Annotated in this window: 15 protein-coding genes; 10 read left to right on the plus strand and 5 right to left on the minus strand. The window is 62.3% G+C overall.

The features are described 5' to 3' along the window. The first annotated feature begins 67 nt into the window (after positions 1–67). From LOY31_RS20250 to LOY31_RS20290, 9 genes are all read left to right on the plus strand, one after another. Positions 68–943 carry an alpha/beta fold hydrolase gene (locus LOY31_RS20250; RefSeq protein ID WP_258712132.1) on the plus strand — a complete coding sequence of 292 codons (876 nt, stop codon included), beginning with the start codon at positions 68–70 and terminating at the stop codon, positions 941–943. A gap of 254 nt (positions 944–1,197) precedes the next feature. Next, positions 1,198–2,397 carry a PepSY domain-containing protein gene (locus tag LOY31_RS20255; RefSeq protein ID WP_085607070.1) on the plus strand — a complete coding sequence of 400 codons (1,200 nt, stop codon included), beginning with the start codon at positions 1,198–1,200 and terminating at the stop codon, positions 2,395–2,397. After that, positions 2,394–2,936: a thiamine pyrophosphate-binding protein gene (locus tag LOY31_RS20260; protein ID WP_085607072.1), complete on the plus strand. Its 543-nt coding sequence runs from the start codon at positions 2,394–2,396 to the stop codon at positions 2,934–2,936. Before LOY31_RS20255 ends, LOY31_RS20260 begins: the two co-directional genes overlap by 4 nt. Next, a complete protein-coding gene (locus LOY31_RS20265; RefSeq protein ID WP_007955813.1) occupies positions 2,933–3,274 on the plus strand; it encodes a hypothetical protein in 342 nt (113 codons plus the stop codon). Before LOY31_RS20260 ends, LOY31_RS20265 begins: the two co-directional genes overlap by 4 nt. Then, complete coding sequence (locus tag LOY31_RS20270) at positions 3,271–3,846, plus strand: DUF6162 family protein (protein WP_258712133.1); 576 nt, start codon at positions 3,271–3,273, stop codon at positions 3,844–3,846. Before LOY31_RS20265 ends, LOY31_RS20270 begins: the two co-directional genes overlap by 4 nt. 35 nt (positions 3,847–3,881) lie before the next feature. Beyond that, a complete protein-coding gene (locus tag LOY31_RS20275) occupies positions 3,882–4,811 on the plus strand; it encodes a metal ABC transporter substrate-binding protein (RefSeq protein WP_064598220.1) in 930 nt (309 codons plus the stop codon). Further along, the gene (locus LOY31_RS20280; RefSeq protein ID WP_258712134.1) at positions 4,808–5,551 is read left to right on the plus strand and encodes a metal ABC transporter ATP-binding protein; all 744 of its coding nucleotides are present in this window, start codon (positions 4,808–4,810) and stop codon (positions 5,549–5,551) included. Before LOY31_RS20275 ends, LOY31_RS20280 begins: the two co-directional genes overlap by 4 nt. Further along, positions 5,551–6,450, plus strand: a complete 900-nt coding sequence (locus LOY31_RS20285; RefSeq protein WP_258712135.1) for a metal ABC transporter permease — start codon at positions 5,551–5,553, stop codon at positions 6,448–6,450. Before LOY31_RS20280 ends, LOY31_RS20285 begins: the two co-directional genes overlap by 1 nt. After that, positions 6,451–7,350 carry a metal ABC transporter solute-binding protein, Zn/Mn family gene (locus tag LOY31_RS20290; RefSeq protein WP_258712136.1) on the plus strand — a complete coding sequence of 300 codons (900 nt, stop codon included), beginning with the start codon at positions 6,451–6,453 and terminating at the stop codon, positions 7,348–7,350. Between the two features lie 191 nt (positions 7,351–7,541). Here the strand turns inward: LOY31_RS20290 and LOY31_RS20295 are convergent, their stop codons facing one another. From LOY31_RS20295 to LOY31_RS20315, 5 genes are all read right to left on the minus strand, one after another. Continuing rightward, the gene (locus tag LOY31_RS20295; protein WP_007917715.1) at positions 7,542–7,766 is read right to left on the minus strand and encodes an MbtH family protein; all 225 of its coding nucleotides are present in this window, start codon (positions 7,764–7,766) and stop codon (positions 7,542–7,544) included. 83 nt (positions 7,767–7,849) lie between these two features. Beyond that, the gene (locus tag LOY31_RS20300) at positions 7,850–9,262 is read right to left on the minus strand and encodes an aspartate aminotransferase family protein (RefSeq protein WP_258712137.1); all 1,413 of its coding nucleotides are present in this window, start codon (positions 9,260–9,262) and stop codon (positions 7,850–7,852) included. Positions 9,263–9,404: 142 nt separating this feature from the next. Continuing rightward, complete coding sequence (locus LOY31_RS20305; protein ID WP_258712138.1) at positions 9,405–9,890, minus strand: GNAT family N-acetyltransferase; 486 nt, start codon at positions 9,888–9,890, stop codon at positions 9,405–9,407. A 107-nt stretch (positions 9,891–9,997) separates the two neighbouring features. Further along, positions 9,998–11,320 (minus strand): ATP-binding protein, encoded by a 1,323-nt coding sequence (locus LOY31_RS20310; protein WP_258712139.1) that lies wholly within the window; start codon positions 11,318–11,320, stop codon positions 9,998–10,000. Then, a complete protein-coding gene (locus LOY31_RS20315) occupies positions 11,320–12,000 on the minus strand; it encodes a response regulator (protein WP_258712140.1) in 681 nt (226 codons plus the stop codon). Before LOY31_RS20315 ends, LOY31_RS20310 begins: the two co-directional genes overlap by 1 nt. A 299-nt stretch (positions 12,001–12,299) precedes the next feature. Here LOY31_RS20315 and LOY31_RS20320 point away from each other — a divergent pair, with 299 nt between their 5' ends. Continuing rightward, positions 12,300–12,971, plus strand: coding sequence for a hypothetical protein (locus LOY31_RS20320; RefSeq protein WP_221535626.1), 672 nt, complete (start codon positions 12,300–12,302; stop codon positions 12,969–12,971). The last annotated feature ends 16 nt before the right edge of the window (positions 12,972–12,987 follow it).

The following is a 12,987-nucleotide window of genomic DNA, read 5'->3' on the forward strand; positions in this document are numbered from 1 at the left end:
CACGTCTTGTCATGAACGCCCGGCGATTTCAGGATGCAGGCCACTCGCCTGAATAAAGGATCACCCGATGTTTGCCGGATTCGTCAAAGACCAGCGCCACGTCAACGGTGTGGACATCAGCTACCGCCTCAAAGGCAGCGGCCCGGGCCTGCTGCTGTTGCACGGGCACCCGCAGACCCACGTCATCTGGCACAAGATCGCCGAGCAACTGGCCGAGCACTTCACGGTGATCGCCGCCGACCTGCGCGGTTATGGCGACAGCAGCCGACCGCCGGCCGATGAGCGGCACACCAACTATTCCAAACGCGAAATGGCCCGCGACGGCGTGGAATTGATGAAAGCGCTGGGCTTCACGCAGTTCTCGATCCTTGCCCATGACCGTGGCGCGCGGGTCGCCCATCGCCTGGCCCTTGATCATCCCGAAGTTGTGCAGCGCATGGTCCTGCTCGACATCGCGCCGACGCTGGCGATGTACAGCCAGACCAATGAAGCCTTTGCCCGGGCCTACTGGCACTGGTTCTTCCTGATCCGCCCGGCGCCGTTGCCGGAAACCCTGATCGAAGCCGATCCCGAAGGTTACCTGCGCAGTGTCATGGGCAGCCGCAGCGCCGGGCTCGCGCCCTTCACCGACGAGGCCTTCAGCGAATACCGGCGTTGCCTGGAACGTCCCGGCAGTGCTCGGGGGATCTGCGAGGACTACCGCGCCAGTGCCGGCATCGACCTGGAACATGATCGCGCCGATCTCGCGGCCGGTCGCCACCTGAACCTGCCTTTGCTGGTGCTGTGGGGCGCCGAGGGCACTGTCGGTCGCTGCTTCGATCCGCTCAAGGAATGGCAACAGGTTGCCACCGACGTACGGGGCAAGGCTTTGCCGGCCGGGCATTACCTCGCCGAAGAAGTCCCTGAACTGTTGCTCACCGAAGCGCTCGACTTTCTCCGCTGATTCCCCCTCCTTCAATCCGACGGCATGTGCCGTCGGACTGCTTCGCCTCCCCCGCAGAAATCTGCCCACGCGACAGCAACATGCAATCGCGAAACATTTACTTTCATATCGTTTATCGGGATTTGCTTCGGTCATCCGTCTTATAGAGATGCGGGCTGGTCGCGTAGGCAAAAGCCACGACCGGCCTTTCAGGGGAACCCCGTGCTGCGAAGCCCGTAGTACCGCCCCCTCACTCTGAATCAAGACTTGTCATCATGTCGAAGAAATCCCGCTCGAAACTGTGGTTCCTGGTACACAGCTGGCTGGCGTTGCCGATCTGGTTTTTCGTGCTGATCGTCTGCGTCACCGGCACCCTGGCGGTGGTCAGCCAGGAAATCGTCTGGCTGGCCAACCCGCAGATGCGCGCCAGCGCGCCGTCGGACGATGCGCCGCTGCTCAGCTACGACCAGATCATCGCAGCCATCAAGAAAGCCGAGCCGCAAACGGTCGTGCAAGAAATCGACCGCCCCGATGAATCGCACTTTGCCCTCGATGTCCGCGTCAGCTACCCCGACGGGCGCTCGCTGACGGTCTACGTCAACCCGTACACGGGCGTCATTCAGGGCGAGGCCCCAGCGTTCAATTTCAAAGGTTTCACCCGCGCCCTGCATGGCTGGTGGCTGGTGCCCTTCACCAATGGCTACAGCTGGGGCTGGTACCTGGTGTCGATCCTCGGCCTGCCCATGCTCGCCTCGCTGGTGACCGGGCTGGTGGTGTACAAGCGCTTCTGGAAAGGCTTTTTCAGCCCGACCTTGCGATTTCGCCACGGCGCGCGGATTTTCTGGGGCGATTTCCACCGCCTCAGCGGCATCTGGTCGATCTGGTTCATTGCGGTGATTTCGATTACCGGCACCTGGTTCCTGATTCAGGCGCTGCTGGCCGACAACCACATTTCCATCTCGAGCGAACCGGTGATTCCGGCCATGTCCCGTGAGAGCGTGCCCCTCTCGGCGGACGGTTCGCCGGCCCCGCAGATCAGCCTCGATCGCGCGATCGAGATCGCCCAGCAGAAAATCCCCGGGCTGGAAACCAGCTATGTCAGCCTGCCGGGCAACGCCTACAGCCACCTCGATATCGGGGGGCGCGGCTGGTATCCGTTGATGTATCAGCGCGCGACGATCAATCCGTACAACGGCGAAATCGCTGCCTCGCGCCTGCTGTCCGACCGGACTTCGCTGGAGTTCGTCACCGAATCCATGCGGCCGTTGCACACCGGTGACTTCGGCGGGTTGTGGATCAAGTTGATCTGGTTCTTCTTCGGGCTGTTGCTGAGCATGATGGTGCTCAGCGGACTGCTGATCTGGACCAAACGCACCGCATTGGCCACCGCCAACGCCCTCAAGCGCGAGCACAAGAAGCAACGCGTCAAGGCGCAACCGGCCCTGAACCGTGAACCGTCGGAGGTCAACCCGTGAGCCAGTCCAACGTTGCAAACCGTCCTTCACGCCTGAGCCTGTTCTGGCACAAGTGGCGCTTCCACATCAACGTGTTGCTGCTGTTGATCCCGCTGGGCTTCATGCCCCGGTACTTTGCGGACCAGTCTCTGTTTCGCGGCGACACTGGCCTGGGCGAACGCGAAGTCGGAGAAGTCCAGGTCGGCCCCTGGAGCCTGCGCATGGCCGAATTCCGTGACGAGGCGCCCCGCCCCGCCGGGCCTGCCGGCCACATGAAAAGCTTCAATGTCGCGTTGTGTGATGCCTGCATCGATCAGGTCAAGGCCACCTACCTGCGCATCGGCAAACCGCGAAGCCTGCGCGCCGCCGGGGTGATCTTCTTCGGCACGCCGTATCGCATGGGCACCCAGTTGCCGATTCCGGAAAAGACCCGAACCGACGCCGAACTGTGGATCACCATGGAAGGCTGGGACGGCAGCATGCATCAGGCCTCGATCCCCCTGAGCCAGGCCTCCCCCGCCACCATCGCCTGGCTGAACAAACAAGGAGCCAAACCATGACTCTCGCCCGACGCTTTTCCCGCCTGCGCCTGAGCAGCCTGATGCTGGTGCTGTGTGCCGGTTTCAGCGCCAGCGCCCTGGCCCACAACCCGATGTGCGAGTGCAAGGCCATCGACGCCGAGCAGATCAAATGCACCGGCGGCTTCTCCGACGGTAGCGGCGCACCGGGGGTGACCCTCGATGTGATCGGCTACGACGAAACCATCCTCGTGCCGGGCAAGCTCGGCGCCGATTCGACCCTGACGTTCAAGAAACCCGGCGCCGAGTTCTACGTGCTGTTCGACGCCGGCCCCGGCCATGTGGTCGAAATCGACCAAGCGGATATCGAAGCCCCATGACCACGCCGACCACCCAGGTTGTACGCCCGGCCGGTGCCGGACATGAAACCCTCAATGTGCTGCTGATGTGCCTGTTGATCCTCGCGGTCGCCGGTTCCGTGGTGGCGTGGCGCGGGGTGTCCCACGAACCCGAACCGGTTTCCAGCCATCAGCTCGATGCCCGTCGCGACCTCGGCGCCAGCGAGCAAGGCATCTACGCCGACCTGCGAGTAACCCTCGACGAAATCCACCTGCTGCGCGAAGAACAGCAAAAGCTGCCAACCCCGCAGAACCTGGCGGATGAAGGTTTCGCGCCGTTCGCCCAGGACGCCAGTTCCGTGAGTCGTGGTGGTCATGCCTGGCAGTTGCTGGCCGACCGCGCCTACTTCGGCCACAGCCAGGCACCGGCCGTGGCCGGTTCGTTTCTGATGCGCCTGAACGCAGCCGATGACGCCGCGCCGGACATCTGGCTCAACCGCGCCACCGACCTGCAAGCGCCGGCAGACCTGTCCGACGCAGCGCTGTCCGCCGCCGGCTGGAAACAGATCGTCGCGCAATTCGATGCCGGGGTGACCCGCGAACATCGTCGTTGAACCCTCGCCTTCATTCGAGAGAAGACCGCTTGCCCATGCCTAGTTCATCTCAACGCCGTCCTTTCCTGCGCCTGCTGCTGATCGGCCTGTGCGCCTGCCTGCTGAGCCCGCTGGCCAGCGCCGATCAGGCCAAACGCCTGCGCATCGGCATTACCCTGCATCCGTATTACAGTTATGTGGCGAACATCGTCGGTGACAAGGCCGAGGTCGTGCCGCTGATTCCCGCCGGCTTCAACCCGCACGCCTACGAGCCGCGCGCCGAAGACATCAAGCGCATCAGCGGGCTGGACGTGATCGTGCTCAACGGCGTCGGTCATGACGACTTCGCCGACCGCATGATCGCCGCCAGCGAAACGCCGAACATCAAGACCATCGAAGCCAACGAAAACGTGCCGTTGCTGGCCGCCACCGGGGTTGCCGCGCGCGGTGCCGGCAAAGTGGTGAACCCACACACGTTCCTGTCGATCAGCGCCTCGATTGCCCAGGTCAACAACATCGCCCGGGAATTGGGCAAGCTCGACCCGGACAACGCCAAGACCTACACCCAGAACGCCCGCGCCTATGGCAAACGCCTGCGGCAGATGCGCGCCGACGCCCTGGCCAAACTGACCCAGGCGCCGAACGCCGAACTGCGAGTGGCCACGGTGCACGCCGCCTATGACTACCTGCTGCGCGAATTCGGTCTGGAAGTCACCGCCGTGGTCGAGCCGGCCCACGGCATCGAGCCGAGTCCGAGCCAGTTGAAGAAAACCATCGACCAACTGCGCGAGCTGGACGTGAAAGTGATCTTCTCCGAGATGGATTTCCCGTCCACCTACGTCGAAACCATCCAGCGTGAATCCGGTGTGAAGCTGTACCCGCTGTCGCACATTTCCTATGGCGAATACACCGCCGACAAATACGAAAAGGAAATGACCGGCAACCTCAACACCGTGGTTCGGGCGATTCAGGAGTCCGGCGCATGACGGCCCAGGAAAACCTCTCAATCACCCATAACGGCCCGACCCTGGATTTCGCCGACGTCAGCCTGACCCTCGGCCGCACGACGATCCTCGACAAAGTCACCTTCCAGGTGCAGCCCGGCAGCGTGCATGCGCTGGTCGGCCCCAACGGCGGCGGCAAGAGTTCGCTGATCAAGACCCTGCTCGGGCAGATGCCCCATCAGGGCTGGCTCAGCCTGCAATGGCCCGGCGAACCCGGCACCATCGGCTACGTGCCGCAGGCGCTGGAGTTCGATCGGGGTCTGCCGATGACCGTCGATGATTTCATGGCCGCCATGTGTCAGCGTCGCCCGGCCTTCCTCGGCTTGAGTAAACGCTACGCCGGCGCCATCGGTGATGCGCTGGAGCGAGTCGGCATGCAGGACAAGCGCAAGCGCCGGATGGGTGCGCTGTCCGGTGGCGAACGCCAGCGGGTACTGCTTGCTCAGGGCCTGATTCCAGCACCGCAATTGCTGGTGCTGGATGAACCGATGTCGGCCCTCGACGAAGCCGGGATCCAGGTGTTCGAACGCCTGCTCGGCGACTGGCGCGCGGCGGGCATCACGGTGCTGTGGATCGAGCACGATCTGGAAGCGGTCGGGCGACTGGCCAATCGCGTCACCGGCCTCAACCGCCGCGTGCTGTTCGACGCCTCGCCGCAACAGGCCCTGACCCCGGAACGCCTGCTGACCCTGTTCTCGACCCATCCACGGAGCGCTGCCTGATGAGTTACGAAGCCTTTCGTTTGATGGTGCAAGGCTGGGCCTCCTCCGGTTACTTGCCGGAAGCCCTGGCCTACGGGTTTGTGGTCAATGCGCTGCTGGCCGGTCTGCTGATCGGCCCGGTACTGGGTGGTCTCGGCACGCTGGTGGTGGTCAAGCGCTTCGCGTTTTTCTCCGAGGCGGTGGGCCACGCGGCGTTGACCGGCGTGGCCATCGGCATCCTGCTCGGCGAACCCTACACCGGCCCGTACGGCAGCCTGTTCGGCTACTGCCTGTTGTTCGGCATTTTGCTCAACTACCTGCGCAACCGCACCGGCCTGGCACCCGACACATTGATCGGCGTGTTCCTGTCGGTGTCCCTCGCCTTGGGCGCCAGCCTGCTGCTGATTCTGGCGGGCAAGATCAACGTGCACATTCTGGAAAACGTGTTGTTCGGCTCGGTGCTGACGGTCAACGGTAACGACCTGCTGGTGCTGGCGATTGTTGGCTCGCTGGTCATGGCGCTGGCCCTGCCGCTGTACAACCGCATCATGCTCGCCAGCTTCAACCCGCAATTGGCGGCGGTGCGCGGCGTCGCGGTGAAAACCCTGGATTACCTGTTCGTGATTCTGGTGACGCTGATCACCGTCGCGGCAGTAAAAGTCATCGGCGCGATTCTGGTCGGTGCACTGCTGGTGATTCCGGCGGCGGCCGCCCGCTTGCTCAGCCATTCGCTCAAGGGCTTTTTCTGGTGTTCGGTGCTGATTGCCACGGTCAGTACGCTGTGCGGGATTCTCGCGCCGATCGTGTTCGACCTGCCGATTCCGTCCGGCGCCGCGATCATTCTGGTCGCCGGTATCGCCTTCGCCCTCGCCGCGATTGCCCGGGGCGTCGTCCCCAGTCTGAAAGGGAACCTTGGATAAATGGCTTTTTCATTGCGACAACTGACCCTGGCCATCGCCCTCAGCGGCGCGGTTTCCAGCCCTCTGCTGGCTGCCGAGAAACCGCTGCGGGTGCTGGCCTCGTTGCCCATCACTTATGGTCTGGGCGAAGTCCTGCTCAAGGGCACTGACATCAGCCTCGAGCGCGCGGCGCCGGCGAATCTGCCGGGCAGTCGCCAGACCGCCTACTTCACCGGGCGCGGCGCCCCGGCGCTGAGCAAACTGGCCACCGGCGCCGATGCGGTGATCGGCGTACGCTCGCTATGGACCGACGATCCGCTGTACCCGATCGCCCGCCGCAGCAACATCCGCATCGTCGAAGTCGACGCTGCCCGCCCGGTGGACGGCGCCCTGCCCGGCATTGCCGTGCAACCGGGGCTCAAGGTCGACGGTTTGAACAGCCAGCCGTGGTTGGCGAGCAACAACATGGGGCGCATGGCCGACGTGATGGCGGCGGACCTGGTGCGCCTGGCGCCGAAGGACAAACCGAAAATCGAGGCCAATCTGGCGGCACTGAAGCAGCGCCTGCTGAAGCTCAGTGCCGACAGCGAGGCGCGTCTGGCCAGTGCCGACAACCTGAGCGTGATGAGCCTGAGCGATCACTTCGGTTACCTGATCGGCAGCCTGAATCTGGAATTGATCGGACAGGACGCGCGACCGGATGCCGAGTGGACGCCGGAAGATCTGAAAAAACTGACCGCCACCCTGAAAGACAATGACGTGGCGGTGGTGCTGCACCATCGGCAGCCGTCGGACGCGGTGAAAGCGGCAATTGCCGAATCGGGCAGTCATCTGCTGGTGCTCAGCACCGATGCGGCGGATCCAGTGGCAGAGCTGGAAGGCAATGTGGATGTGCTGCTCAAGGGCCTGGCCGGCGCCTGAGGAGAAGTGATCGTTCCACGCTCTGCGTGGGAATGCAGCCGGGACGCTCCGCGTCCCTTCCGAAGCGGACGCGGAGCGTCCAATGAGGCATTCCCACGCAGAGCGTGGGAACGATCATCAAGGCCGATCTTTCGGACATGAAAAACCCGCTGACTGTTTCCAGTCCAGCGGGTTTCTTTTTGCCTGAAGACTTACTGTGCAGCCGCTTGCGCTTCCATCTTCTGGCGCAGGCTCAGCGGGCGCATGTCGGTCCAGACTTCTTCGATGTAGGCCAGGCATTCCTTTTTCAGGCCACTCTTGCCAACGGTGCGCCAGCCTTCCGGCACGGCCTTGTAGTCCGGCCAGATCGAGTACTGCTCTTCGTGGTTGACCACGACTTGAAAGAGGATGTCCTCGCGGTCGAATACTGACGTCATGCTGTGTCTCCATCGCTGTAAGGGTGGGCTGCACGACGGGTGCAGCCGGGTATGTAGAAAGAACGTTCGACGCGGCGAAAAATTTACAGGCCGGCAGTCGCGGCGCTCAACGCACGACCGAAGATCTCGGCGACACGGTCGATTTCTGCGGCGGTGATCACCAGTGGCGGCAGGAATCGCACCACCGCACCGTGACGCCCGCCCAACTCCAGAATCAGCCCGCGCTTGAGGCATTCGCGCTGAACCAGCGGCGCCAGACGTGCGAAGGCCGGCGGATGGCCGAGTGCGTCCGGCGTGCCGTTCGGATCGACCAGTTCGACACCGAGCATCAGGCCACGACCGCGAATGTCGCCCAGTTGCGGGAAGTCACGCTGCAGAATGTGCAAGTGCTCGCTCAAGCGCTCGCCCATGGCGGCGGCGTGTTCGCAGACCTTGTGCTCGACCAGATAACGCATCACCGCAGAACCGGCGGCCATCGCCATCTGGTTGCCACGGAACGTACCGGCGTGGGCGCCGGGCTGCCAGGTGTCGAGCCAGTCGCGATAGACCACCACCGCCAGCGGCAGGCTGCCGCCGATGGCTTTGGACAGCACCACCACGTCCGGAGTGATGCCGGCGTGCTCGAAGGCAAACATCTTGCCGGTACGGGCGAAACCGCTCTGGATTTCGTCGACGATCAATGCGACGCCGGCCTTCTCGGTGATTCGGCGCAGACCGCGCAGCCACTCGATGTCCGCCGGAATCACACCGCCCTCGCCCTGCACCGCTTCGACGATCACCGCTGCCGGCAATTGCACGCCGGCCTCGGGATCATTGAGCAGGTTTTCCAGATAACTCAGGTTGGCCTTCAAACCCGCCGCGCCACCGAGGCCGAACGGGCAACGGTAGTCGTACGGGAACGGCATAAATTGCACGCCGTTGCTGAGCAGCGCACCCAGCGGCTTTTTCGGCCCCAGGCTGCCCATCAGGCTCAAGGCCCCCTGGCTCATGCCGTGGTAACCGCCGGTAAACGACAGCACGGTGCTGCGCCCGGTGGCGGTGCGCACCAGTTTCAGCGCGGCTTCCACCGCGTCGGTGCCGGTCGGGCCGCAGAACTGGATTTTCGCTTCCTTGGCCAAGGCTGGAGGCAGCAGGCCGAACAGGTCCTGCACGAACTGGTCTTTCACCGGCGTGGTCAGGTCCAGGGTGTGCAGCGGTAGCTCATCGGCCAGCACCTGCTGGATCGCTTCGATCACCACCGGATGGTTATGCCCCAGCGCCAAGGTGCCGGCACCCGCCAGACAATCGATGAAGGTACGGCCCTCGACGTCTTCGACGTAAAGACCTTTGGCGCGCTTCAGCGCCAGCGGAATCCGGCGCGGGTAGCTGCGGGCATTGGACTCCTGCTGGCTCTGCCGGGCCAGCAACGGCGACTCATTGAATTGATACAGCGTTTCAGCCGGCGCGGAGGCGATCCGGGCCGACGACTCTTCGATAAGGCTGGTGGCGACTGACATCTCTCGACCCCTCAATACGCTATGGATAGTGACCAAAACTGCACACCGGGCAGGTGCGCGTTCCGGTCGCGGGGCGCACATGCAGGTTTTCCTGTTCTGGAAACGCACCAGCGTGTCGAGGATTTACACCCTTGATCGAATGTCAGGCCGACAATGCCAGTGGCTTGTGCATCGGCAGGCACAAAACGCCGTGATGCGTGAAGGCAGACGCCGCTTCGCGATACCCCAGGCGCCGGTAGAACGCCTCGCCGGTTCGCGTACTGGCGAGCGTGACGCAAGGCTGGCCACGAATCCTCAGCCAAGCCTCGAGATCGCCCATCAGCGCGCGGCCCGCGCCCCGGCGAAACCACTCCGGCTGCACATGACAAAACGTAATCTCGCCATTGGCTGCGGCCATGCCGACGCCGACCGGTTTATCGTGAAGAAGCGCGATATTCAGATAGAGATGCGGATCAGCGAGCCAGCCGCTGATGTGTTCCGCCGATTGTCGGCGAACCCAGCGGTCGACCAGTTGGGGATCGTTGCGATGGTCAAGCGCGCAAGCGACACGGATCGAGCGTTCGAGAATCCGGCTGATGATGCCGGCGTCGGCGACTGTGGCGGGACAAATGTGGATGGGTGCTTCCATGGCGCTGTTTCCCTCAATCCATTGAGTCAAAGGCTGGGGCGACAATAACGTTGCGGCCGGCGGATGACTAATGGAGAGAGGTTACATTTGATGTGCCTGGCAACATTTCAGACCGGTTGCAGCGGCATGGTCAGCTCGACCCGCAAGCCATCCGGACGGCTGTCGAAATGCAGGGTACAGGCGCAGCGCTGAACGATGGCCTGGACAATCGCCAGCCCGAGTCCGCAGCCGGTGCTCTGGCCGTTGCGCCAGAAGCGCTGGGTCAGATGTTGCAGATCGTCCGGGGCAATGCCCGGCCCATGATCGCGCACCACGAAACGCACGTGAGTGACGGAGGTTTCCAGGCTCAGCTCTACCGCGCCGTCGGTCGGCGTGTGTCGCAGGGCGTTATCCAGCAGGTTGCGCAAGGCTGCGATCGACAGCACCGCCGGCATTTGCAGGGGGGCACCGGACAAGCGTTCAGGCAGGTGCAGCTTGATGCGCTGGCGCTGGTCGCTGGCCGAGTCCTGAATCGCCAGTTTCGCCACCTGTTCGGCACTGCACTGCACACCGTCATCGAACGATAAACTGCCTTCGACCCGGGCCAGCAACAGCAATTGCTCAAGGGTCCGGTGCAAGCGGTCGGCGCCCTCCTCGGCCCGGGCCAGGGACTGATCGCGGGCGTTGCCTTCGGTCATGCGCGCCACTTGCAGGTGGGTCTTGATCGCCGTCAGCGGGCTGCGCAGTTCATGGGCGGCATCGCCGGTCAGGCGACGTTCGCGTTCGATGGTTTTGCCGATACGCTGGAACAACTGGTTCTGGGTTTCGAGCAGCGGTTTCAGTTCGCTGGGGAATGACTGCAACTGCAACGGCTCGAGCGAATCGGCGTTGCGGCGCATCAAGGCTTCACGCAAACGGTTGAGCGGTGCCAGGCCCTGGCCAATCCCCAGCCACAACAGGCACAGGCAGCCGAGCAGCGCCACGCCAACCGGCACCGAGGCCGCCAGCAGGATCGACATGTTCAGGGCTTCGCGCTCGATCACCCGGTCGGCGGTGGTAATCCGCACATCGCCCCGGGCCAGGGTGAAGCTGCGCCATGGCGCGCCATCGATCATCTGATCGTGGAAGCCCATTTTCTGGGCTTCCAGCGCCTGTTCCGGATTGTTGTGGCTGCGGGCGAGAATCTCCCCGCGCAACGAGCTGACCTGACAGGCCATGCCGCCGGGAATGTTCAGTTGTTCGGCGCTGAAATGAGTGCCTTCGCCTTTGCTCGGGATAGCGGGCAATTGCTCCAACAACCCGGCGACCATCCGCGCCGACGCCACCAGGCGCTGGTCGAGGGAAAACATCATCTGGTTGCGCAAGTCGCTGAGCATCCAGGCGGCCGCCAGTGCCCAGATCAGCGCGAACGCGGCGCCGAGGGTCAGGCTCAGGCGCAGGCGCAGACTCATCACTTGTCAGATTCTCCACCATCGGCCGGGCCCAGGCGATAACCGAGGCCACGCACGGTTTCGACGATACCCTTACCCAGTTTGCTGCGCAGGTGATGGATGTGCACGTTGAGCGCGTTGCTCTCCAGCTCATCGTTAAAACCGTAGACGCTGTCCTTCAACTGCTCGGTGGACAGCACTCGGCCACGGTTGTGCAGCAAGGCTTGCAACAGGGATTGTTCGCGACGGGACAGGTCCACCGAACGGCCTGCGAGCGTGGTTTCGCGACTGCTCGGGTCGTAGGTCAGCGCACCGTGTTCGATCAGGTTGACGCTGCGCCCGGCCACCCGGCGCAGCAGGGTTTGCAGACGGGCGAACAACTCACGCAGATCGAAAGGCTTGAGCAGATAGTCGTCGGCACCGGACTGCAAACCGTCGACACGGTCGGTGACCGAGTCACGCGCAGTGAGGATCAGCACCGGAATCTCCAGGCCTTGCTGACGCAATTGTTGCAGCAACTTGAGGCCATCTTCGTCCGGCAGGCCGAGATCGAGCACCATCACGTCGAATTCGGCAACCTTGAGGATCGCCCGCGCCTTGGAGGCGGTGTTGACGTGCTCGACCGTCAGGCCTTGTGCCGTCAGCCCGGCGACGATCCCGCTGGCGATCAACTCATCGTCTTCGCAAACCAGTACGTGCATGGGAGCTCCATGAGAAAAAACGCGATTCAAGCAGGAGAGGATTAAGCGGCAATTATGGACACTGCCCGCGCCAAGGAAAAGCACGATCCCGACGTATACGACCACGGGCGAGGTCTTTCTCAACGCCAATTACTGCAACGACAACTAACAAGTTCACAGGCAATAACTTAACACCACCCAATGTCACAAACAGCAATCACTAAATCAGTGCACAACCACTATTTATCGATATAACCTCCAACTGCAAAACACACAAACATCAAATCAAACAACTATCATTCTTCAGAAGCAAACATCAAATGTCCAAACTTAACAACTTCGTCGCCATTGACTGGCGCTCCGGCCCTGACCGGATTTACTTCTTCTTCAAAGATACTGATCAATTCTCCCGCTACAACAATGGCGATGAAAAAGTACCCAACGAATATCCAAAACCGATCAAGGGAAACTGGCCAGGATTCGATGCCTATGCCAAGCACCTGCGCTTCGGATTTACGCAAACAAGGGCAGGCGACAAGGACATTGCCTGGTTGTTCTTCTACAACGGTGATCGCCCGTGGGTGTGCGCCTATGACCAGGACAATGACAAGGCTGATGCCTTTTACGATCTATCCAACTCTCTCTGGACGCCGATCCTGCCTTACTTCGACAGAATCGTTGCCGGCACCTGGCTGGAAGCCATCGGACACAAGTACGAGTTTCTTTTCCTGTTGAATGACGGAACTCGTCTGACATTCCACACTGTGACGCAAAAAATCAATCACCAAGCCAATGCAATACTGCCCGGACTTGCACCTTATAAAGATCGCCTTGTTACTGCGGCGCAGATTGATCCGACGTTCAGCGATAACCTCTGGTGCATCTTCCTGACCAATGACCAGTTTGTGGTTTTCAATATGCAAAAAGGCGCTGTCGAGGGAGGTGTGCGCAATGTCAGTGACACATTCGCCGGGTTAACCCGCGGTCTCTGATTCCCTCATTCGTTTG

The sequence above is a fragment of the Pseudomonas sp. B21-021 genome, from assembly GCF_024749205.1.
Taxonomy (GTDB): domain Bacteria; phylum Pseudomonadota; class Gammaproteobacteria; order Pseudomonadales; family Pseudomonadaceae; genus Aquipseudomonas; species Aquipseudomonas paraglycinae.